This window comes from Microvirga sp. 2YAF29 (assembly GCF_052114605.1).
GTDB lineage: Bacteria > Pseudomonadota > Alphaproteobacteria > Rhizobiales > Beijerinckiaceae > Microvirga.
Genome location: NZ_JBFRFB010000025.1, coordinates 1 through 20,000, shown reverse-complemented (window position 1 = coordinate 20,000; position 20,000 = coordinate 1). Strand labels below are relative to the sequence as shown.

Sequence of the window (20,000 nt, the reverse complement as noted above, 5' to 3'; positions counted from 1 at the left end):
CAGCTTCGAGCTCTTCTTCGGCTCCGACGACGACAATGGCGACCCGGAAATTCTCTATGCCGCGCTGACGGTGGGCGGCGAGTCGCGGAGCGTCTATCGCTATCAGGGCGATGACGGCACCATCGATTACTTCGACATGTCGGGCCGCTCACTCAAGAAATTCCTGATCCGCAAGCCCATCTCGGACGGCATTCTCCGTTCGGGCTTCGGCTCCCGTTTCCACCCGATCCTCGGCTATTCACGTCCGCATACGGGCGTCGATTGGGCGAACCGCATCGGCACGCCCATCATCGCCGCAGGCAACGGCACGGTGCGCGTGGCCGAATGGGCTTCGGGCGGCTATGGCCGCCGCGTCGAGATCCAGCATACGAACGGCTATGTGACGGCCTATTCCCACATGTCCGGCTTCGCCAAGGGCATGGAGCCGGGCAAGAAGGTGCAGCAGGGCCAGGTGATCGGCTATGTCGGCAATTCGGGCCTCTCCACAGGCCCGCACCTGCATTACGAGGTGATCATCAACGGCAGCTTCGTCGATCCGCTCAAGATCCGCCTTCCACAAGGCCGCGAGCTCGAGGGCCGCGGGCTTGCCGAGTTCAAGCGCCAGCGCGAGCAGGTGGAAGAGCTGATGACCCATGGGTCGTCATCGGCCAGCCTCGCCCAGCGCGCCGACCTTCGCTAAAACCCATGCTCGACCTGCTGATGATCGTCCTGCCGGTCTTCGGCCTGATCGCCATCGGTTATATCGCACGCCAGACCGGCTTCGTGTCGGAGCGCATGGGCGAAGGCCTGTCCGAGTTCGTGTTCTCACTTTCCGTCCCCTGCCTGATCTTCCGCACTCTCGTGCGCGCCGAGATCCCCGAAGTGCAGCCCTGGGGCTATTGGATCTCCTATTTCATAGGCGTCGCGGTGGTCTGGATCGCCGCGATGGTCATGGGCCGGACCTTCTTCGGCCTCAAGGGCGTATCCGGCGTCGTCGCGGGCTTTTCAGCCGGTCAGGCCAACACGATTTTCGTCGGCGTTCCGATGATCCTCAAGGCCTATGGCGATGCGGGCGCGGTCCCCCTCTTCCTGCTCATCGCCGTGCATCTGCCCGTCACGATGACCCTGGCGACGGTCCTGGCGGAAGGGCGCCAGGCCTCGCCGCTTATCATCCTGCGCCGGCTCGTCACCCATCCCATCGTCGTCGGCATTCTCGCTGGATCGGCATTGCGCCCCATCTCATCCCATATCCCCGCGCCTGCGTGGCAGGTGCTCGATCTCATCGGCAGCGCCGCCGTGCCCTGCGCCTTGATTTCCATGGGGATCGCGCTTCGCCGTTACGGCCTGCAGACCGGCCTTACGCTGCCGATGATCATCTCTGCCCTCAAGCTCCTCGTGCATCCGCTCATCGTGCTGCTTCTTGCAACCATGGTTTTCGACATGCCTCCGGTTTGGGCGGGCGTCGCGGTGCTCTTCGCCTCCTGCCCCTCGGGCATCAACGCCTATCTTTTCGCCGAACGGTACAATGAAGGCGTGGCGTTGGCCTCCAGCACCGTCATGCTCTCCACGGTTCTGGCGCTCGGCACGACCATGCTCTGGCTCTACGTGCTCGGCGTGGGCTGAGCCGGGAAGCCGAGGCGCCGGCGGATATCGGATGCCGTCATTCCTTCCGCTCGAAGCTCGCGCAGGGATCGCGATCCCCGGCTCTTCGCCAGCTTGTCGCCCTCCGGGTCGAGGACGAGCCCGTGGTGATGATAGAGCGGCGTCGGCAAGCCGATCAGCTTCTGCAGCAGCACATGCAGATCCGTCGCCGCTTCCAGGTCCTGGCCGCGCACCACATGAGTCACGCCTTGGAGCGCATCGTCCACGACGACGGAAAGGTGATAGCTCGTGGGCACGTCCTTGCGCACGAGCACCGCGTCGCCCCAGCGCCAGGGATCGGCCTCGACGGTCTCTTCACCGCCATCGCGATCGAACCGGCGATAGCCGTGCGGCCCCGGAAGAAGCTTTCTCGCAGCCGCAGAATCGATCCGCCAGGTGTGTGGATCGGCCTTGTCCACGCGTCTCGCGATCACGTCAGGAGGTAAGGCGCGGCAGGTTCCCGGATAGAGCGGGGCTCCATCGGGGTCTCGCGGCCAGAGGCTTCCGCTATTGGCTTCCCGGCAGGCAATCACGTCCGCGATCTCCTTGCGGGAGCAGAAGCACGGATAGACGACACCGCCCTCCTTCAGCTTGTGAAAGGCCGCCCGGTAATCCGAGAAATGCTCCGACTGCCGGCGCACCGGCTCTTCCCAGCTCAAGCCGAGCCAGGCGAGGTCCTCGATAATCCCCCTCTCGTATTCCGGACGGCAGCGTGTGATATCGATGTCCTCGATCCGCAGCAGGAACCGGCCTTCGAGCCGCCGGGCGAACTCGTCGTTGAGCAGGGCCGAATAGGCATGGCCGAGGTGAAGCCGCCCATTGGGGCTGGGAGCGAATCGGAAAACGGGCTTCGTCACGGGCGGCCTTTGAACAGAGGCGAAGGAAATATCGAATGGTCACCCTCCTCGAAACGGAAGCGGTTCTCAAGAGGGGCCTCGATGCGCTTGTCGAAACCGACCCCGTGATGGCGGAACTCGTCGCACAAGGCGTCATGCCCCAGCTGCGCAAACGCCCGCCGGGTTTCGACGGGCTTGCCTGGATCGTGGTGGGCCAGCAGGTCTCGACGGCGAGTGCGGCGGCGATCTGGGGGCGATTGAGAACGATTCTCGAACCGCCCGCGCCGGAGACTTTCCTGAGCCTGTCGGACGAAGCCTTGCGCGCGGCGGGGCTCTCCGCCGGCAAGGTCAGGACGATCCGGGCTATCGCCACCGAGATCGTGGAAGGCCGCCTCCCCCTCGATCGGCTGCACGATCTTCCCGCCGATGAGGCGCACGCATTTCTGACCCGAGTAAAGGGCATCGGCCCTTGGACGGCGGATGTCTATCTGCTGTTCTGCCTCGGCCATCCCGATGCCTTCCCCGCCGGCGACCTTGCCGTGCAGGAGGCGGCGCGTCTTGCCTATGGCTTGAAGGACCGGCCGGATGCGAAGGCCCTCACCATGCTTGCAGAACAATGGCGCCCCTGGCGGGGTGTCGCCGCCAAGGTGCTCTGGGCTTATTACCGTGTAGCGAAGGCGCGGGAGGGCGCTCCGGTGGGCTGAAATCAGCCCCGCGCTGCTCCGAGCGAAGCCTGGGCTCCGGCCCGCAGCATGCTGCTGTCGCTGCCGATGCAGACCAGGTCGAAGCCCTTGCGGGCCAGCTCCCCCGCCCTCGCCCCGCTGGGCGCGTAGATGCCGGTGAACTTGCCGGCGGCCTTCACACGGCGGAGCACATCGTCCAGGGCCTTTTCCACCTCGGCGCTGGCCGGATCGACACCCTTTCCGCCCGAAAGTGCAATCGAGAGATCGGCAGGGCCGATGAAGACGCCGTCGACGCCAGAGACGCCCAGGATGTCGTCGAGGATGCTCAGAGCCTCGCGCGTTTCGACCATGGCGAAGGAGGCGGTCAGGCCGTTGGCCTTCTTGAAATAATCGTCCGGCGAGAGCCCTGAGAGGGACATGGCGCCATAGGCGCCCCAGCTGCGCTCTCCGATGGGCGGGAACTTCATGAAGGCGGCGAAGCGGCGGGCATCCTCGATGGTGTTGATCATCGGCGCGATCACGCCCGACACGCCGGCATCCAGGAAGCGCGAAGCCGAGGCGAAATCGCCGACCGGCACACGAACCAGGGCGGGCTTACCGGCAGCCGCGATCAGGGGGATGGACTGGATCGTCGCCGCGAAATCCATGGACCCATGCTGCATGTCGATCGCCACCGCATCGAAAGCCTCGCGGGCGAGCAGGGCCGGAACCGAGGGGTCCGGCAGGCCGCACCAGGCCGCAATCACGGGCTTTGAGTCCCGCAGGCGGTCGGGAAACGATGGATCGGTCAGCATGGGATTGTTCTCGTTATAGGGTTGCCCGGCCCCATGTTGGGACCGGGCTTTGGGGGCCTCAGATTATCGCCCTGCCTTGATGTCCTCAACCGCCTGGGCCAGCAATTGCTGCATCTTGCCGCCAAGCTCGGCTTCATCGACTGTCTTGCCGGCCGCTTCCAGGTCCTGGCGTATTTTACGGATCACATCGCCGTCGCCCGGCTCCTCGAAATCCGCCGCGACGACAGTCTTGGCGTAGGCTTCCGCCTCCGGGCCGGTCTTGCCGATCCGCTCGGCCACCCAAAGGCCCATGAGCTTGTTGCGGCGGGCCGTCGCCTTGAACCGGAGCTCCTGATCATGGGCGAACTGCTTCTCGAAGCTGTCTTTGCGGTCGTTGAATAGGCTCATACGGCTTTCCTCCTTGGTCCAACCTTATGCGATATAAGGGCGCACTCGTGTGATCGCCATGGCATCCCCATCTAGAAAAAGGTGCTTCAGAGGGGCGCCTACCCCGCTATCCGGCGCGCCGCGTTGTACTTGTCGGACCGATCGGATAGGTTGCTGATCAAGCGGAGCGCCGGTTTACAGCCGCGCTTGACGCCAGCCGCGGAACCGCACCATCTCGACCCAGGAGCCCACGGCAAATATGGATTTTCTCAAACCACGGTACACGCCTATGAATCGTCGCCGTCGCGTCTATGAGGGCAAGGCGAAGGTCCTCTATGAGGGCCCCGAACCCGGAACGCTCATCCAGCACTTCAAGGATGATGCGACCGCCTTCAACGCCAAGAAGCATGAAGTGATCGACGGCAAGGGCGTGCTCAACAACCGGATCTCGGAATACCTCTTCCAGCATCTGAACGAGATTGGCGTGCCTACCCACTTCATCCGCCGCCTGAATATGCGCGAGCAGTTGATTCGCGAGGTGGAGATCATTCCGCTCGAAGTCGTCGTGCGGAACGTGGCCGCCGGCTCGCTCGCCAAGAGGCTCGGCCTCGAAGAGGGCACCCAGTTGCCCCGCTCGATCATCGAATTCTATTACAAGAACAACGAGCTCGGCGATCCCCTCGTGTCGGAGGAGCACATCACGGCCTTCGGTTGGGCTGCCCCGCAGGAGATCGACGACATCATGGCGCTAGCCATCCGCGTCAACGACTTCCTGTCCGGCCTCTTCCTCGGCGTGGGCATCCGCCTCGTGGACTTCAAGCTCGAGACCGGCCGTCTCTGGGAAGGCGAGATGATGCGCATCGTCGTCGCCGACGAAATCTCCCCGGATTCCTGCCGCCTATGGGACCTCAAGTCCAAGGACAAGCTCGACAAGGACCGGTTCCGCCAGGATATGGGCGGGCTCGTGGAAGCCTATACGGAAGTGGCGCGCCGCCTCGGCATCCTGGCCGAGAATGAGAGCACCGTCACCGGCGGCCCCCGCCTCGTTCAGTGAGCAGGCTGCCTTTTCTGAAAAATCTCCAATGCCCGGCTCCTTGCCGGGCATTGTTGTTGGGCCTGGGCCTGACCCTTGGCCTCACAGGCTGCGACTACCTCCCCCGGCAAGTCGCGGGCCTCCAGGCCGATGCCTCCTGGGGCGCCCTCCCCTTGCGCAAATGGCTGTCCGAGGAGCGGGCAGAGCCTATCGCCCTCTCCTTCTGTGCCCCGCCGGAATGCAGCCCCGGCCTCGCCGTCAGCGTCATCCGCCTGAAAGGCCGGGACGCGCAGATCACGGAAAGCCTGCTCAAGGACCCGGAGCGCCTCGCCCGGGCGCTGCGCTCCCCCATTGACCGCAAGAAGCCTGTACAGACCGACGTCGCGGTCGAGCGCCTCAAGAATGTTCCTTATCCAGGCTTTGCCATCACCTTGAGCCCCAAGGACGGCAAGAAGGCCCCGGCCTATGGCGCGGCCCTTGGCAGGCGCTCCGGCGAAGATCTGGACGTGGTCCTGGTCATCGGCGTCTCGCACGAAGTCGTCCAGCAGAGCGTTCGTGAAGTGGCTGCCCGTGAATTGGGCGTCTAAGCCCGTTGTTTCTTGAGCCCTTTCCCTTTATGGCGTGGGGCAAATCTTGAAACAGCCCGAGGCCCCCATGAAAGCGCGCGTCACCGTCACCCTTAAGAACGGCGTTCTCGACCCCCAAGGCAAGGCCATCGAAGGGGCCCTCAAATCCCTCGGCGTCGAAGGCATTGCCGGTGTGCGCCAGGGCAAGGTGTTCGACATCGAGCTCGGGACCGCCGACAAGGCGCAGGCCGAAGCGGCTCTGAAGGCCGCTTGCGAGAAGCTGCTCGCGAACACCGTGATTGAAAACTATCGCGTCGAGATCGCGTGAGGCTGACATGAAATCCGCCGTCATCGTCTTCCCCGGATCCAATCGCGAAGGCGATATGGTGCGGGCTCTCAAACTCGCCGGCTCCGACGCCCAGAAAGTCTGGCACGCCGAGACCGAACTGCCGAAGGGCACCGACCTCGTGGTCCTGCCGGGCGGTTTTTCCTATGGCGACTACCTGCGCTGCGGCGCGATTGCCGGACGTGCGACCGTGATGGATGCGGTCCGTACCCATGCGGCGCGCGGCGGTCTCGTGCTCGGTGTCTGCAACGGCTTCCAGATTCTCTGCGAAGCGGGCCTCCTGCCCGGCATCCTGATGCGCAACGCGAACCTCAAGTTCATCTGCCATCGCCAGTTTCTCAAAGTGGAGCGCAACGACACCGCCTTCACGAAGAACTACGCCAAGGGCCAGGCCATCGATGTCTGCGTGGCGCATGGCGAGGGCAATTACACGGCGGATGTGGAAACGTTGAAGCGTCTCGAAGGCGAAGGCCTCGTCGGCTTCCGCTATTCCGATGCGCACGGTCATGTGACGGCTGACGCCAATCGCAACGGCTCCATGAACTCGATTGCCGGCATCTATTCCGACAAGCTCAACGTGCTCGGCATGATGCCTCATCCGGAAAACCTGATTGAGGACCTCGTGGGTGGCACCGATGGGCGCGGCCTGTTCGAGAGCCTCGTGTCGTCCTTTTCCCGCGCTGCCTAATAACTCACGAGATAATGATGATCCGCAACGACGTCGCCATCACCCCGGAGCTGGTCAAGGAGCACGGACTGAAGCCTGACGAATACGAGCGCTTCGTGAAGCTGATCGGCCGCACGCCGACCATCACCGAGCTCGGCATCGTCTCCGCCATGTGGAACGAGCATTGCTCGTACAAATCCTCGCGCCTTCATCTGCGCGGTCTGCCGACGAAGGCTCCTTGGGTCATTCAGGGCCCCGGCGAGAACGCGGGCGTGATCGATATCGGCGATGGGCTTGCCTGCATCTTCAAGATGGAAAGCCACAATCATCCGTCCTTCATCGAGCCCTATCAAGGCGCGGCGACGGGCGTCGGCGGAATTCTTCGCGACGTGTTCACCATGGGCGCGCGCCCGATCGCTGCGCTCAACTTCCTGCGCTTCGGCGAGCCTGATCATCCGAAGACCCCGCACCTCGTCTCCGGAGTGGTCGCCGGCATCGGCGGCTACGGCAATTCATTCGGCGTGCCGACCGTGGGCGGCAGTGTCGGTTTCGACAAGCGCTACAACGGCAACATCCTCGTGAACGCGATGGCAGTCGGCCTCGCGCGCACGGACGAGATCTGGTACGCGAAGGCGACCGGCATCGGAAACCCGATCGTCTATCTCGGCTCGAAGACCGGCCGCGACGGTATTCACGGCGCGACGATGGCGTCCGCCGAATTCGACGATGCGTCGGAGGAGAAGCGCCCCACCGTGCAGGTCGGCGATCCCTTCGCCGAGAAGCTTCTGCTTGAAGCCTGCCTCGAACTCATGAAGTCCGGCGCGGTGATCGCGATTCAGGACATGGGCGCCGCCGGCCTCACCAGCTCTGCGGTGGAGATGGGCGCGAAGGGCAATCTCGGTGTCGAGCTCGATCTCGACAAGGTGCCGTGCCGCGAAGAAGGCATGACCGCTTACGAGATGATGCTCTCAGAGAGCCAGGAGCGCATGCTCATGGTGCTCAAGCCCGGCATGGAGAAAGAGGCCGAGGCCATCTTCCACAAATGGGGCCTGGACTTCGCCGTCATCGGCAAGACCACCGACACGCTGCGCTTCGTCATCAAGCATCAGGGCGAGGTGAAGGCCGATCTTCCGATCAAGGAACTCGGCGACGAGGCTCCGCTCTATGATCGTCCGTGGGTGGAAAGCCCGAAGCGTCCCGTGATTGCGCCCGAGAGCGTGAAGGCTCCGATGTCGGAAGCCGAGGCGCTTCTGACGCTCGTCGGCTCGCCGGACCAGTGCTCCAAGCGCTGGGTGTGGGAGCAATACGATCACCTGATCCTCGGCAACACCGTGCAGATTCCGGGCGGCGATGCGGCCATCGTGCGCGTCGAGGACGGGCCGAAGGGCCTTGCGCTCACTACCGATGTGACGCCGCGCTATTGCGAGGCCGATCCGTTCGAGGGCGGCAAGCAGGCCGTGGCGGAAGCCTGGCGCAACATCACCGCTGTCGGCGGCCTGCCGCTCGCAATCACCGACAACCTGAATTTCGCCAGCCCCGAGCGCCCTGAATCCATGGGGCAGTTCGTCGGCTGCCTGAAAGGCATCGGCGAGGCCTGCAAGGTGCTCGACTTCCCCGTCGTGTCCGGCAACGTCTCGCTCTACAACGAGACCAACGGCCAGGGCATTCTCCCCACTCCCGCCATTGGCGGCGTGGGCGTGCTCGACAATGTGACCGTGAACGCCTCCATCGCCTTCAGGAACGAGGGCGAGGCGATCATCCTGATCGGCGCGACGCAAGGCTGGCTCGGCCAGTCGATTTATCTGCGCGATTTGTGCGGCCGTGAGGAAGGCGCTCCGCCGCCGGTCGATCTGGCTCAGGAAAAACGCCACGGCGACTTCATCCGCCAGCTCATCCGCTCCGGTCAGGTGAAGACAGTTCACGATTGCTCGGACGGCGGCATTGCCCTGTCGCTCGCCGAAATGGCCATGGCCGGCAATGTGGGTGCCTCTGTCACGGCGATGCCCGAGAACATGCCGCTCCACGCCTTCCTCTTCGGCGAGGACCAGGCGCGCTATCTCATCGCCGTCGATGAGGATGTCGCCGCCGACATTCTCTATGAAGCCGGCGCTCTCGGCATCCCAGCCGTGACGCTGGGCGTGACCGGTGGCGATTCGTTGATTCTACCCGGCAAGCAGGCCATATCCGTGAAGCAGCTGAAGAGCGCTCACGAGGCATGGCTGCCCGAGTATATGACTGGTAAGTCGTAAGGAGTTTAGTCCATGCCAATGGATGCACGCGATATCGAGAGCATGATCAAGGTTGCCCTCCCCGACGCGGTCGTGGAGATCAAGGACCTGGCAGGCGACGGCGACCACTACGCCGCCACCGTCACCTCCTCGGCCTTCAAGGGCAAGTCCCGGGTTCAACAACACCAGATGGTCTATGCGGCGCTGCAAGGTCGCATGGGCGGCGTGCTCCACGCCCTTGCATTGACGACGCTGACACCCGACAATTGATATGTGAGCCCAGCGCCTTGACCGCTGAGGAACAGGAGAGATTCATGGCTGACGCCAACCAGATCATCGACAACGAAGTGAAGTCCAACGACGTCGTGCTGTTCATGAAGGGCACGCCGCAATTCCCCATGTGCGGGTTCTCGGGCCAGGTGGTCCAGATTCTCAACTATCTCGGCGTCACCTATAAGGGCATCAACGTGCTCGAGGACGAGACCGTTCGCCAGGGCATCAAGGATTATTCCAACTGGCCGACCATTCCCCAGCTCTACGTGAAGGGCGAGTTCGTCGGCGGCTGCGATATCACCCGCGAGATGTTCCAGGCCGGCGAGCTGCAGCAGTTCTTCACCGACAAGGGCATTCAGGTCCAGCAGAGCGCCTGACCGGCCCCTGATCCAGAACGGCAAAAAGCGGGGCTCAGACCCCGCTTTTTTATTGCCTGAATGGCCCCGCTCCCTCTGAACAGGGAGCGTTATATGTCGCATTCCTTAAACGGCTCAGTTTCCGGCACAATGTAGGCCTGATCGTTCACGAGCCGCCGCAAGAACAATAGAACGCGGAGGCCTGAAAATGGGGCACTCCATGGTCGAGCCTGAAACGAATGTCGTCGCCTTCAAGCCGCGCGCGAAGGTGAGCCACCATCCCAAAACACTTCTGGAGCGGATCTACGCTGCGGGCTCCCTGTCCGTGCCCGCCGACGACCTCGCGACCAAGATGGCCTGCGTGACCTTGCAGGGACTGGGCCTTCTGGTGATCGAGGAAATTCTCGCCGACGGCACACCGCGCCTACTGGAACGCGGCAAGGCCCGTCAGTCCATGGACCGCCCCTGGCGGCTGTCGAAACCCGCTTTCTCGGGAGAAGCTGGGAAGCCGGACGCCGACGGCGCCTTCCGATTTTAGCTCTTCCCCAGGGCGGCTTTTACGAAGGCCAGCGCATCCGGCGAGGCCCATTCCGCCGGGCCTTTCAGGATCGCGATCTCGCAGCCTGAGGGATCGACCACGAAGGTGGTCGGCAGCCCGACCACATGGCCGGATTTCTGTAGCACTTGGAGGAGCTTGCCGGCCGGATCGGCATGATAGGTGAGGTTTTTTATCCCGTTTTCTTGGAGCCAGGCCTTCGGCTTGTCGGGATTGCGCGTATCCACATTGATGGCAACTACCTGGAAGTCGTTGCCACCCAGTTCCACCTGAAGCTTGTCGAGAGCCGGCATTTCCTGGCGGCACGGCACGCACCAGGTCGCCCAGAGATTGACAAGGATGGTCTTGCCGCGGAAATCGGCGAGGCTCATGAGCTGCCCCTCCCCGCCCGTGAACGCGATCGCCGGCGGCGGCTTAGGCTTGGCATTGACATTGAGAGCCGCGATCTCGCCCTTCGCAAATGGCTCCAGGCCTGCCGTTTTCGTCTGCGCTGCCCGGCATTCGCCGATCTCGGCCACATCCGCGTGATTGCGGGAGAATCCATACCACGCAGCGCCCGCGCCGATCAGGGCGAGAGCGGCAATGCCGGCAAGGACGATCCGGCTTCGAGAATTTTGCGGTTTCAAGGTCGTCGACATGAGGTGGATGTGACGCTTTTTGCAGCGAACCTCAAGCCCCGTGCACTCTGCGGCCTTCACGATCCCGTAAGCGCGCTCCATGAAAAAGGCCCTGGCAGCATCACTGCCAGGGCCGGATCTCTCAATCTCTCCTCATCCGGATCAGGTGATGAGGATATCGGCAGCCGACAGGCGGATGTTATTGAAATCCGCGATCTTCATCGTGCCGCCCGGACGCGAGCCGTTCGAGTCGTAGATCAGATCGTCCGTGACCGGGTTGTAGATGAGGTAATCGTTCAGATCGAGCGCGCGGTCGCCGATGCGGAAGAAGGCAGCGTTCAGTTTGCCCAGTGCTTCTTCCGTGCCACGCCCGAGCTTCGTGAAGATCGCGTTGTCGAGCAGCACGAAATCATCACGGGTGTTGAAGTCGAGCACGCGATCAACGGTGCTGCGCGTCGGGCGGTCGTCGAACTTGAAGTAGTCCTTTCCGGCGCCGCCGCGCAGATCGTCCCTACCCCGGCCACCGTCGAGCACGTCGTCGCCACCGAGACCGAACAGCACGTCGCGGCCATTACCGCCAACAATGGTATTGGCGAATTCGGAACCGCCCAGCCGCACGCTCGCATTCGTGCCGGAGATGAGGAACTCGACCTCCGAGGCTGCAGAGAGCGAGTAGCTGGTCGACACGCGCACCGTATCGATGCCTCCGCCGGCGCTCTCGTTGATGACATCGAGCGTGTTATCGACGAGGTAGGTGTCGTTGCCGAGACCGCCCGTCATTGTGTCGACGCCTGCGCCGCCATCGAGGATATTGGCGCCGCTGTTGCCGGTCAGCAGGTTGCCGACCTCGTTACCGGTGAGGTTGAAGGCCCCAGTGCCGCCGACCGTCGCGTTCTCGAGGCCTGCACCCAGGGTATAGTTGGCAAGGAACGATACGACCGTATCGACACCCGAGCTGTCGACGATCGCATCGCCGGCACTGTCGATCATATAGGTGTCGTTGCCGTCACCGCCGTCTAGACGATCCGCGCCTGCGCCGCCATCGAAGGAGTCATTGCCGCCGCCGCCAATGAGGACGTTAACGCCCGAATTGCCAATCAGGCTGTTGTCGCCCGCATTCCCGGTGGCGTTGATGTTGCCTGTTCCGGTGAGAACGATGTTCTCGAGGTTGGCTTGGGCTGCGATGGAATAGGTAATCGAGGCCTGGACGGTATCCGTGCCTGCGTTGGCAGCCTCCGTGATCACGTCACCGGCGCTATCGACCACATAGGTGTCGTTGCCGAAGCCGCCGGTCATGTCGTCGTCACCGGTCCCGCCATCGAGGAAATCGTTGCCTTCGCCGCCGATGAGATCGTCACCTCCGGCGCCGCCGAACAGGACATCGTCACCGCTCATACCATACAGGACATTGGCACCATCATTACCCGTGATGCTATTGTTCAGAGCATTGCCTCTACCTTCGAGCGCCGCACCGAGCAGGACGAGGTTCTCGACGAAGGCGGCACCCGCCGTTGTCATGGCGAAGCTCACATTCGAGCGGATCGTATCGGTGCCCTCGTTGGCCAGCTCGGTCACGACATCGTCGGCGTCGTCGATGACATAGGTATCGTCACCGGCTCCACCGATCAGCGTGTCGGCGCCAGCATTGCCGTCGAGGACGTTGTTAAAAGCGTTACCGGTAATTTCGTTGTCGTCAGCATTGCCCAGAACGTTGAACGCTCCGTCAGCTGCGGTGAGGGCGAAGTCCGTATCGCCAGCATCCAGGATCACAACACCGAGTTCATCGTATTTAGTCGGCATATTTATTCTCCTTACCCCTCATTACTCAATCACCTGAAAAAAAACTTGTTCTTACGCTTCAAAGCGGCCCCTTCAGGAACTGCTATAACGTATGGTAAACTGAAACGTTCCAGCGTTGATCCATATGTGGCGTCTTGAAATCTTGCTTCGCAGAGCGCCGTCTCGTCGGAGTGGGCATGGCCCAGCTTTGCCTCTCGCATCCGGCAGCGCTTGCCGTTATGGTGCGGCCACGTTTCGGAGTTCTCGATGTCGTCCAGCCTGACTTTTTCCCGTGCCGTCCTGGTTTGCGGCCTTATCGTTCTCGGTCTTTCCGCCTGCGGCCGCCGTGGCGCGCTGGAGCCGCCTCCGGGCTCCGCCGGAGCCCAGGCCCAGCCGGAAGCGGCTGCGCAATCGACCCTGCCCTCTCCGGTCGGAACGCCGCGTTCGAAGCCGTCCCGCGGCTATACGGTGCCCAAAGAGCCGTTTATCCTCGATCCGCTTCTCTAAGGCCGCTCCGCCGCATCCGCGGCGACGAACCGGACTGACTTTGCCGACATTATTTAGGCTGCCCGATGCACCACTTTGCCTATCGTGATGGTGTTCTCCATGCGGAGGACATCAGCTTGCGCCACCTCGCCGACGAGGTGGGGACGCCCTTCTACTGCTATTCCTCCGCCACGCTGGAGCGGCATTACCGTGTTTTCGCCGAGGCTTTCGCGGATACGGATGCGCTAGTCTGCTACGCTATGAAGGCGAATTCCAACCAGGCGGTACTGCGAACCCTCGGTAACCTCGGGGCCGGCATGGACATCGTCTCCGAGGGCGAGCTGCGGCGGGCTTTGGCCGCAGGCGTTCCGGGAGAGCGGGTGGTGTTCTCCGGCGTCGGCAAGACGAAGGCCGAAATGGCCTTCGCCGTCGACAGCGGCATCCTCTGCTTCAACGTCGAATCCGAGCCTGAACTTGAGGCTCTGTCGGAAGTGGCCCTCTCCAAGGGCACCCGCGCTCCGGTCTCGATCCGTATCAACCCCGATGTGGATGCAAAAACCCACAAGAAGATCTCGACGGGCAAGTCCGAGAACAAGTTCGGCATCCCCATTGCCCGCGCCCGCGAGGTCTATGCCCTCGCCGCTTCCCTGAAGGGAATCCAGATCACGGGCGTCGACATGCATATCGGCAGCCAGATCACGGATCTGTCGCCCTTCGACAACGCCACTGCTCTCCTGGCGGAGCTGGCCCGCGACCTGATGGCCGATGGCCATAAGCTCCATCACATCGATCTCGGCGGCGGCCTCGGCGTACCCTATCGGGAGGACAACGATCCGCCGCCAGATCCGCAAGCCTATGCCGCGATCATCAAGCGCCATACCAAGGATCTCGGCCTCAAGCTCGTTTTCGAGATGGGCCGCCTGATCGCCGGCAATGCGGGCGTTCTTGTCGCCAAGGTCATCTATGTGAAGGAAGGAGCCGACAGGACCTTCGTCATTGTCGATGCGGCCATGAACGACCTGATCCGCCCGACCCTCTACGAGGCCCATCACGACCTTAAAGTTGTGGCGGAGCCTTCAGCCGATACCCCCCGCATCGTCGCCGACGTAGTCGGTCCGGTCTGCGAGACCGGCGATTATCTGGCGCTTTCCCGCGATATGCCCAAGGTCAAGCCCGGCGATCTCATCGCCTTCATGACGGCGGGCGCCTATGGCGCCGTGCAGGCGAATACCTACAACACCCGCCCCCTCGTGCCGGAGGTACTGGTCAGGGGCGCCGACCACGCGGTGGTGCGGCCCCGCCCGTCCTACGAGGAGCTGATCGGTCTCGACCGCGTTCCCTCCTGGCTTGCCTGACGAACCTCGATACCTTCCCGGTTGTTGTCCTGACGGACATGTGAATGCCGGGAAGGCTCAAAATCCCCCTACAGGCACAATGTGCCCTTTTGACCGCTGGCCATCCGGGCATCCCGTGCTAGCTTCCCTTGGGGGCGCTGGCACAGATTTCGTGCTGCGGAGACTGATTGCATGAGCGAAGGCCCGAACCCGTCGCCTGCGCAGAGCAGCCTGAGCAAGAGGTTCGGGCGCCTGGTCACGCATGCGCGCTGGTCCCTCTGGTGGGAGGAGGCTTGGCCGCGCCTGTGGCTGCCGCTTGCCATCGTCCTGCTCTTCCTGACGCTCTCCTGGTTCGGCCTCTGGCTCGACGCCTCTCCGCTCTGGCGCGGCATCGGCATAGCCCTTTTCGCCGCAGCCTTCCTGATTTCGCTCTGGCCCCTCGTTCGGCTCCGCATGCCGAGCCGGACCCGCGCGCTCGACCGGCTCGACCGGGATACGGGCCTGACGCACGGCCCCGCACGGGTGCTCGACGATTCCCTGGCGCTCGGCTCATCCGATCCCGGCACGCGGGTCCTGTGGTCGCTTCATCGCAAAAGGGCCGAAGAGACTGTTAGCCGAATGCGCGTTTCCGCGCCCAATCCCGACATGCCGCGCCGGGACCGCTATGCCCTGCGCGCCGTAGGCATCCTGGCCCTGGTGACGAGCGCCTTCGTGGCAGGGCCGGAGATCGGCTCGCGCCTCTCGGCCGCCTTCGACTGGCGCAATGTCCAGACGGCCGGCCCCTCCTTCCGCATCGACGGATGGATCGACCCGCCGCTCTATACCCGCATGCCGCCGCTCATGATCGACCTTGCGAAAGGCCAGAGCCTGCGCGCGCCGATCCGCTCGACACTTGTCATCCGCATCGCCGGTGAAGGCACGGCGGAGATCTCTCACGGCAAGGGCCTCACGGCACTGCCGCCCAAGGGCAACCAGCGCGCCGATCTGCGCGAGGAGCGCTACACCTTGGAGGGCAGCACCGAACTCACCGTGAAGACGGGCTTTGCCAACAGCGTGACCCTGAACATCGAGGCTATTCCCGACCGGATGCCCGAGATCGCCTTTTCCGGACCGCCGGAGGTGAACGCGCGCGGCACCTTCACCCTCATGTACAAGGGCAAGGACGATTACGGCATTGCCTCCATCGAAGGCGTGGTGGAGAAAGCCGACGGCAGCAAGGGCCGCTCGCTCGTGCCCGCCCCTCCCCTGCCGCTTGCCATTCCGAGCCACGAGGAGAATGCGCCCGAAACCCGCTCGCCGGTGGACTTGACCAACCACGCCTGGGCCGGATCACCGGTGACCATCAGGCTCAAGGCCAAGGACGAGGCCGGTCAGGAAGCGACGAGCGAGACCATCAACTTCACACTGCCGCAGCGCCCCTTCACCAATCCGCTCGCGAAGGCTCTCGTGGAGCAGCGGCGCAATCTCGTGCTCGCGCCCGACGACCGCAAGCGCGTGCAGGTGGCCCTCGATTCCCTGCTGATCGCGCCCGAGGAATTCATCCCGCAATGGGGCGTGTTCATGGGCCTGCGCACCGCCGCCGAGCGCCTGCGTGCGGCAAAGTCGGATGAGAACCTTACCGAGGTGGCCGACTGGCTCTGGACCATGGCGCTTCAAATCGAGGATGGAAATCTCTCGGATGCCGAGCGCGAGCTGCGTGCCGCGCAGGAGCGTCTGAAAGAAGCCATGGAGCGCGGCGCCACGGATGACGAGATCCGGCGCCTCACGGACGAGTTGCGTCAGGCCATGGACAAGTTCCTGCGTGAGTTCGCCCAGCGCATGCAGCAGAACCAGCAGCAGAGCCAGGACCAGAACCAGCGCAGCCCCGACCGGGTGATCTCGCAGGACGATCTCAACCGCATGCTGCAACAGATGGAAGATGCCATGCGCCGCGGCGACGTGGCGGAGGCTCAGCGGCTTCTTGAGCAGCTGCGCAACATCCTGGAGAATCTCCAGACCGCGCAGCCGAACAGCCGCATGACGGATCCGCTCGGGCGCGAGATGAACCAAGCCATGCGCGACCTGGAGGACATGGCGCGCGAGCAGCAGAGCCTGCGCGACGAAACTTTCCGAGATGGCCAGAGCCGCCGCATGCAACAGGGCGACCGCCCACGCCAAGGGCAACGGCAGCAGGGACAGCGCCAGCAAGGCCAGCGCCAGCAGGGTCAACAGGGCGAGCAAGGTGAACAGGGTGAAGGCGGCGACCAGCAAAGCGATAATGGCACCTCCGGCCAGCAGGATCCGTTAGGCCTGCGCCAGCGCCAGCAGGCTCTGCGCGAACGGCTGCAGGAGCTGCAGCGCCGTATGGAAGGCATGGGCATGCAGGGCGAGCAGGGTTTCGGCGAGGCCGAGCAGAATATGCGTGAGGCCGAAGGCGCCCTCGGCCAGGGCCAGGATGGACCCGCCGTCGATGCTCAGGGTCAGGCCCTGGAGAACCTGAGGCGCGGCATGCAGGGCATGGCCCAGCAGATGCAGCAAATGCAGCAGGGCGAAGGCAATGAGCAGGCCGGGGATCAGCCGGGCCAGGGCGAGCCTCAGGGCCAGGGACAGGCGGGTCAGAACAACAATGACCCGCTGGGACGGCCGACACGGAACCGGGGCTATGTGGATAACACCCGCGACGGTGTGCCGAATGTCAACGAATCCCCGGCTCAGCGCGCCCAACGCATTCTCGAAGAGCTGCGGCGCAAGCTCGGCGATCCGTCCCGGCAGCAGGAGGAGCTCGATTACTTCGAGCGCCTGTTGCGCAGGAACTGACATGACGCAGGGGCAGACATAAGCTGCCCCTTGCCTCCACGGCGGGTTCAGGCCACGGTCCCGCAACTTTCGCGTGGAATCACCATGAACACCATTGCCGACCTGATTGTGCCGATTGCCGTTCTGGCCGTCGCCTTCGTGTTGCTTCTCGGCCTCGTCAACATGCTGCGTGGCGGCAGCGCCAACCGGTCCCAGCACCTCATGCGCCTGCGCGTCCTTCTGCAGTTCATCGCGATAGTAGTGATCATGGCAGTGATTTGGTGGAAAGCGGTTTAGCCCTCCCGGTCTTGACACTTTTTCGCCACGGTTTGTATTAAGACAACATTAGCCATGTCGGGCATATCCTGATGGCACTTTCGATTGAGCAACGGATTCCTTGATGCGCGCCAGCAAAGCCTTGAGCTTTAACCTTCTCGTTCTCTTGATGGGATCGACAGGTGCTTTCGCTGTCGATGCACGCAATCAATCCGGTTTCCCCAACGGTACTGCTCAGCCGAGCTTCCTCTCCGAATTCCGCTTTGGCCTCTCCGCGCAGGATCCCTGGGGTTCCGAAGGGCGTGACGACTCGGCCAATCTGACCGGCGAGATCCTTCTCGCGAAGCCGTTTACGGCCTCGGACCTGTTCACGAGCTATTTCATTCCCCGCCCGCATATCGGCGGCAGCCTAAACGTCGACGGTAATACCAGCTTCGCCTATACCGGACTGACCTGGACCTTCGATCTGACGCCGAGCGTGTTCGTGGAAGGCAGCCTCGGCGGTGCAGTCCACAACGGCAAGGGCCACGTGAACAATCCCTTCTCGGATCGCCAATCCCTGGGCTGCTCGCCCCTGTTCCGTGAATCGGGCTCCGTGGGCGTGCGCCTTTCCGCCAACTGGAGCGTGATGGCCACCGTTGAGCATCTTTCCAATGCCGGCACCTGCTCCGACAACCGCGGCCTGACCAATATCGGCGCACGGGTCGGCTACTCCTTCTAAAGCCTGGCCCTATTTCCGGCAGGACGATTTTGTAGCGGCGAATCCGTTCCGTCTCGCCGATAATGCTTCCCGGAATCCACAAACCCTCAGGCCGATCATGGTCGTTCTCAATCGAATTTACACGCGCACCGGCGACACGGGCACCACGGCGCTCGCCGCCGGCGGACGTAGGCCTAAGCACGATCTGCGCATCGAGTCCTTCGGCACGGTCGATGAGACCAATGCCTGCATCGGTATGGTCCGCCTGCACACGAAAGACCTCCCCATCGATGCCATGCTGAGCCGCATCCAGAACGATCTCTTCGATCTGGGCGCCGACCTCGCGACCGTCGAGACGGACAAGAAGCTGCCCTATGAGCCCCTGCGCATCACACAAGGCCAGGTGGACCGGCTGGAGCGCGAGATCGACGAGCTCAATGCGGAACTCGCTCCCCTGCGTTCCTTCGTGCTGCCCGGCGGAACGCCCGCCGCCGCGGCCCTGCATCTGGCCCGCACGGTCTGCCGCCGCGCGGAACGGCTCGTGGTTGCTCTCAACGAGAGGCCAGAGGAGAAGGTGTCGCCCGAGACGGTGAAATATCTCAACCGCCTCTCCGACTTCCTGTTCGTGGCGTCCCGCCACGTCAACGACAAGGGCGCGCTCGACGTCCTCTGGGTTCCCGGCCAGAACCGCTGAGGAGCGGAACACAATGTTCTTACCGCTCCACGACGGCGTGCCTCTCGAACACATGAAGACGCCGGTCGTCGCGCGGTCGCTCATCGTGGTCTGCGTGCTCTCCTATCTGTTCTACGCCTATGGCCCCTATGGTGAGGACGTGATGGTGGGCGGGCTCGGCCTGATCCCTTCCGTGCTTCTGGGCGCGGAGATCCTGCCCGAGGGCTATCCCTTCGTGCCGGTATGGCTCACGCCGATCACCAACATCTTTCTGCACGGCTCCTGGTTTCACCTCATCGGCAACATGCTGTTCCTGTGGGTATTCGGAGACAATGTGGAGGACGCGATGGGACACCTGCGCTTCCTCGTATTCTTCCTGCTCTGCGGCGTCGTTGCGAGCCTCACGCACACGCTCGTCGCCTTTTATGCCGCTGGCGCAAGCCTGCCCGATCTCTTCATCTTCCCGGCCCCGCATCGTCCCTTGATCGGCGCGTCCGGTGCCGTGTCGGGCGTGGTTGCGGCCTATCTCATTCTCTATCCACGCGTGCGGATCTGGGCCCTGTTCCTCGGCGGCATTCCCCTTCGCCTTCCGGCCTATTGGGCCATCGGCTTCTGGTTCGTGCTGCAATTCGTCTCCGCGTTTTTCGGCGGCGATGACGGCGTCGGCTGGTTCGCGCATCTTGGCGGCTTCATCGCGGGCGCTATTCTCATCCCCATCATGCGACACCGCTACGATCCCGTTTTGGCACGTGCCGCGGCCCAGGAAATGCAGGCGCCGCGTTGACAATCGGGACCCGGAGTCTACGGTCCCATCCGTCTTTTTCCTATCTATCCGGAGAGCCCGCCATGGGCGATATCCGGATCCGACCGTCAATGAGGACAGACGAATGAAGCTTCTTGTGTGCGTGAAGCGAGTTGTTGACTACAACGTGAAGATCCGGGTTCGTGCGGACGGGTCTGGCGTCGAGCTTGCGAACGTGAAGATGTCGATGAACCCGTTTGACGAGATCGCCGTCGAGGAGGCCGTGCGCCTGAA

Annotated in this window: 23 protein-coding genes and 1 pseudogene (1 of these 24 running past the window's edge); 19 read left to right on the top strand and 5 right to left on the bottom strand. The window is 63.2% G+C overall.

Annotation, left to right across the window (positions count from 1 at the left end; translation table 11 throughout):
- Positions 1-679, top strand: partial view of a M23 family metallopeptidase gene (locus AB4Y85_RS18930; protein WP_441986462.1) — the final stretch only. 1,298 nt of this gene lie to the left of the window's left edge; 679 of the gene's 1,977 nt are visible here — the last part of the coding sequence; its start codon lies beyond the left edge, outside the window; it ends in the stop codon at positions 677-679.
- Between the two features lie 5 nt (positions 680-684).
- Positions 685-1,602 carry an AEC family transporter gene (locus AB4Y85_RS18925; RefSeq protein WP_441986461.1) on the top strand — a complete coding sequence of 306 codons (918 nt, stop codon included), beginning with the start codon at positions 685-687 and terminating at the stop codon, positions 1,600-1,602.
- Here AB4Y85_RS18925 and gluQRS read toward each other — a convergent pair.
- On the bottom strand, positions 1,581-2,477 hold the full coding sequence (gene gluQRS, locus AB4Y85_RS18920; RefSeq protein WP_441986460.1) for a tRNA glutamyl-Q(34) synthetase GluQRS: 897 nt from the start codon (positions 2,475-2,477) through the stop codon (positions 1,581-1,583). The genes AB4Y85_RS18925 and gluQRS overlap by 22 nt on opposite strands.
- 35 nt (positions 2,478-2,512) lie before the next feature.
- Here gluQRS and AB4Y85_RS18915 point away from each other — a divergent pair, with 35 nt between their 5' ends.
- Positions 2,513-3,160, top strand: a complete 648-nt coding sequence (locus AB4Y85_RS18915) for a DNA-3-methyladenine glycosylase family protein (protein WP_441986459.1) — start codon at positions 2,513-2,515, stop codon at positions 3,158-3,160.
- A gap of 2 nt (positions 3,161-3,162) precedes the next feature.
- On the opposite strand, the gene AB4Y85_RS18910 is transcribed toward AB4Y85_RS18915, so the two are convergent.
- Together AB4Y85_RS18910 and AB4Y85_RS18905 are read right to left on the bottom strand one after the other, a co-directional pair.
- Positions 3,163-3,933 carry an HpcH/HpaI aldolase family protein gene (locus AB4Y85_RS18910; protein WP_441986458.1) on the bottom strand — a complete coding sequence of 257 codons (771 nt, stop codon included), beginning with the start codon at positions 3,931-3,933 and terminating at the stop codon, positions 3,163-3,165.
- Between the two features lie 63 nt (positions 3,934-3,996).
- Positions 3,997-4,320, bottom strand: a complete 324-nt coding sequence (locus AB4Y85_RS18905; RefSeq protein ID WP_441986457.1) for a DUF1476 domain-containing protein — start codon at positions 4,318-4,320, stop codon at positions 3,997-3,999.
- 238 nt (positions 4,321-4,558) lie between these two features.
- On the opposite strand from AB4Y85_RS18905, the gene purC reads away from it, so the two are divergent.
- The 8 genes from purC to AB4Y85_RS18865 all read left to right on the top strand — a co-directional run bounded on the left by purC (position 4,559) and on the right by AB4Y85_RS18865 (position 10,306).
- Positions 4,559-5,353 carry a phosphoribosylaminoimidazolesuccinocarboxamide synthase gene (purC, locus tag AB4Y85_RS18900; RefSeq protein WP_441986456.1) on the top strand — a complete coding sequence of 265 codons (795 nt, stop codon included), beginning with the start codon at positions 4,559-4,561 and terminating at the stop codon, positions 5,351-5,353.
- 56 nt (positions 5,354-5,409) lie between these two features.
- The gene (locus tag AB4Y85_RS18895) at positions 5,410-5,919 is read left to right on the top strand and encodes a hypothetical protein (RefSeq protein WP_441986455.1); all 510 of its coding nucleotides are present in this window, start codon (positions 5,410-5,412) and stop codon (positions 5,917-5,919) included.
- Positions 5,920-5,986: 67 nt separating this feature from the next.
- A complete protein-coding gene (gene purS / locus AB4Y85_RS18890) occupies positions 5,987-6,226 on the top strand; it encodes a phosphoribosylformylglycinamidine synthase subunit PurS (protein ID WP_441986454.1) in 240 nt (79 codons plus the stop codon).
- A 7-nt stretch (positions 6,227-6,233) separates the two neighbouring features.
- Positions 6,234-6,932: a phosphoribosylformylglycinamidine synthase subunit PurQ gene (gene purQ / locus AB4Y85_RS18885; protein WP_441986453.1), complete on the top strand. Its 699-nt coding sequence runs from the start codon at positions 6,234-6,236 to the stop codon at positions 6,930-6,932.
- A 17-nt stretch (positions 6,933-6,949) separates the two neighbouring features.
- On the top strand, positions 6,950-9,160 hold the full coding sequence (purL, locus tag AB4Y85_RS18880; protein WP_441986452.1) for a phosphoribosylformylglycinamidine synthase subunit PurL: 2,211 nt from the start codon (positions 6,950-6,952) through the stop codon (positions 9,158-9,160).
- Positions 9,161-9,172: 12 nt separating this feature from the next.
- Positions 9,173-9,409 (top strand): BolA family protein, encoded by a 237-nt coding sequence (locus tag AB4Y85_RS18875; RefSeq protein ID WP_441986451.1) that lies wholly within the window; start codon positions 9,173-9,175, stop codon positions 9,407-9,409.
- A 44-nt stretch (positions 9,410-9,453) separates the two neighbouring features.
- Positions 9,454-9,789 (top strand): Grx4 family monothiol glutaredoxin, encoded by a 336-nt coding sequence (gene grxD / locus AB4Y85_RS18870; protein ID WP_441986450.1) that lies wholly within the window; start codon positions 9,454-9,456, stop codon positions 9,787-9,789.
- A 199-nt stretch (positions 9,790-9,988) separates the two neighbouring features.
- Complete coding sequence (locus AB4Y85_RS18865; protein WP_441986449.1) at positions 9,989-10,306, top strand: hypothetical protein; 318 nt, start codon at positions 9,989-9,991, stop codon at positions 10,304-10,306.
- On the opposite strand, the gene tlpA is transcribed toward AB4Y85_RS18865, so the two are convergent.
- Together tlpA and AB4Y85_RS18855 are read right to left on the bottom strand one after the other, a co-directional pair.
- Complete coding sequence (tlpA, locus tag AB4Y85_RS18860; protein WP_441986448.1) at positions 10,303-11,043, bottom strand: thiol:disulfide interchange protein TlpA; 741 nt, start codon at positions 11,041-11,043, stop codon at positions 10,303-10,305. The two genes, AB4Y85_RS18865 and tlpA, sit on opposite strands and share 4 nt — an antisense overlap.
- Positions 11,044-11,103: 60 nt before the next feature.
- Positions 11,104-12,741 carry a calcium-binding protein gene (locus AB4Y85_RS18855; protein WP_441986447.1) on the bottom strand — a complete coding sequence of 546 codons (1,638 nt, stop codon included), beginning with the start codon at positions 12,739-12,741 and terminating at the stop codon, positions 11,104-11,106.
- Positions 12,742-12,987: 246 nt separating this feature from the next.
- Here AB4Y85_RS18855 and lptM point away from each other — a divergent pair, with 246 nt between their 5' ends.
- The 8 genes and pseudogenes from lptM to AB4Y85_RS18815 form a co-directional block, all read left to right on the top strand.
- Positions 12,988-13,227, top strand: a complete 240-nt coding sequence (lptM, locus tag AB4Y85_RS18850; protein ID WP_441986446.1) for an LPS translocon maturation chaperone LptM — start codon at positions 12,988-12,990, stop codon at positions 13,225-13,227.
- A 65-nt stretch (positions 13,228-13,292) separates the two neighbouring features.
- A complete protein-coding gene (gene lysA / locus AB4Y85_RS18845; protein WP_441986445.1) occupies positions 13,293-14,561 on the top strand; it encodes a diaminopimelate decarboxylase in 1,269 nt (422 codons plus the stop codon).
- A gap of 171 nt (positions 14,562-14,732) precedes the next feature.
- Entirely contained in the window at positions 14,733-17,336 is a 2,604-nt protein-coding gene (locus AB4Y85_RS18840; RefSeq protein WP_441986444.1) for a TIGR02302 family protein, read from the top strand.
- Positions 17,337-17,420: 84 nt separating this feature from the next.
- Positions 17,421-17,612 (top strand): twin transmembrane helix small protein, encoded by a 192-nt coding sequence (locus AB4Y85_RS18835; protein ID WP_441986443.1) that lies wholly within the window; start codon positions 17,421-17,423, stop codon positions 17,610-17,612.
- A 103-nt stretch (positions 17,613-17,715) separates the two neighbouring features.
- Positions 17,716-18,312 (top strand): acyloxyacyl hydrolase, encoded by a 597-nt coding sequence (locus tag AB4Y85_RS18830; RefSeq protein WP_441986442.1) that lies wholly within the window; start codon positions 17,716-17,718, stop codon positions 18,310-18,312.
- A gap of 97 nt (positions 18,313-18,409) precedes the next feature.
- The gene (locus tag AB4Y85_RS18825) at positions 18,410-18,985 is read left to right on the top strand and encodes a cob(I)yrinic acid a,c-diamide adenosyltransferase (protein WP_441986441.1); all 576 of its coding nucleotides are present in this window, start codon (positions 18,410-18,412) and stop codon (positions 18,983-18,985) included.
- 13 nt (positions 18,986-18,998) lie between these two features.
- A complete protein-coding gene (locus tag AB4Y85_RS18820; protein ID WP_441986440.1) occupies positions 18,999-19,748 on the top strand; it encodes a rhomboid family intramembrane serine protease in 750 nt (249 codons plus the stop codon).
- A 103-nt stretch (positions 19,749-19,851) separates the two neighbouring features.
- Positions 19,852-20,000, top strand: a pseudogene (locus AB4Y85_RS18815) (electron transfer flavoprotein subunit beta/FixA family protein); the annotation flags it as partial.

What these genes read in the sequence shown, in the direction of transcription:
- AB4Y85_RS18925 (WP_441986461.1), top strand. Translation starts at nt 685, where the DNA reads ATGCTCGACCTGCTGATGATCGTCCTGCCGGTCTTCGGCCTGATCGCC.
- AB4Y85_RS18915 (WP_441986459.1), top strand. Translation starts at nt 2,513, where the DNA reads ATGGTCACCCTCCTCGAAACGGAAGCGGTTCTCAAGAGGGGCCTCGAT.
- AB4Y85_RS18910 (WP_441986458.1), bottom strand. Translation starts at nt 3,933, where the DNA reads ATGCTGACCGATCCATCGTTTCCCGACCGCCTGCGGGACTCAAAGCCC.
- AB4Y85_RS18905 (WP_441986457.1), bottom strand. Translation starts at nt 4,320, where the DNA reads ATGAGCCTATTCAACGACCGCAAAGACAGCTTCGAGAAGCAGTTCGCC.
- purC (WP_441986456.1), top strand. Translation starts at nt 4,559, where the DNA reads ATGGATTTTCTCAAACCACGGTACACGCCTATGAATCGTCGCCGTCGC.
- purS (WP_441986454.1), top strand. Translation starts at nt 5,987, where the DNA reads ATGAAAGCGCGCGTCACCGTCACCCTTAAGAACGGCGTTCTCGACCCC.
- purQ (WP_441986453.1), top strand. Translation starts at nt 6,234, where the DNA reads ATGAAATCCGCCGTCATCGTCTTCCCCGGATCCAATCGCGAAGGCGAT.
- purL (WP_441986452.1), top strand. Translation starts at nt 6,950, where the DNA reads ATGATCCGCAACGACGTCGCCATCACCCCGGAGCTGGTCAAGGAGCAC.
- AB4Y85_RS18875 (WP_441986451.1), top strand. Translation starts at nt 9,173, where the DNA reads ATGCCAATGGATGCACGCGATATCGAGAGCATGATCAAGGTTGCCCTC.
- grxD (WP_441986450.1), top strand. Translation starts at nt 9,454, where the DNA reads ATGGCTGACGCCAACCAGATCATCGACAACGAAGTGAAGTCCAACGAC.
- AB4Y85_RS18865 (WP_441986449.1), top strand. Translation starts at nt 9,989, where the DNA reads ATGGTCGAGCCTGAAACGAATGTCGTCGCCTTCAAGCCGCGCGCGAAG.
- tlpA (WP_441986448.1), bottom strand. Translation starts at nt 11,043, where the DNA reads ATGGAGCGCGCTTACGGGATCGTGAAGGCCGCAGAGTGCACGGGGCTT.
- AB4Y85_RS18855 (WP_441986447.1), bottom strand. Translation starts at nt 12,741, where the DNA reads ATGCCGACTAAATACGATGAACTCGGTGTTGTGATCCTGGATGCTGGC.
- lptM (WP_441986446.1), top strand. Translation starts at nt 12,988, where the DNA reads ATGTCGTCCAGCCTGACTTTTTCCCGTGCCGTCCTGGTTTGCGGCCTT.
- lysA (WP_441986445.1), top strand. Translation starts at nt 13,293, where the DNA reads ATGCACCACTTTGCCTATCGTGATGGTGTTCTCCATGCGGAGGACATC.
- AB4Y85_RS18840 (WP_441986444.1), top strand. Translation starts at nt 14,733, where the DNA reads ATGAGCGAAGGCCCGAACCCGTCGCCTGCGCAGAGCAGCCTGAGCAAG.
- AB4Y85_RS18835 (WP_441986443.1), top strand. Translation starts at nt 17,421, where the DNA reads ATGAACACCATTGCCGACCTGATTGTGCCGATTGCCGTTCTGGCCGTC.
- AB4Y85_RS18830 (WP_441986442.1), top strand. Translation starts at nt 17,716, where the DNA reads ATGCGCGCCAGCAAAGCCTTGAGCTTTAACCTTCTCGTTCTCTTGATG.
- AB4Y85_RS18825 (WP_441986441.1), top strand. Translation starts at nt 18,410, where the DNA reads ATGGTCGTTCTCAATCGAATTTACACGCGCACCGGCGACACGGGCACC.
- AB4Y85_RS18820 (WP_441986440.1), top strand. Translation starts at nt 18,999, where the DNA reads ATGTTCTTACCGCTCCACGACGGCGTGCCTCTCGAACACATGAAGACG.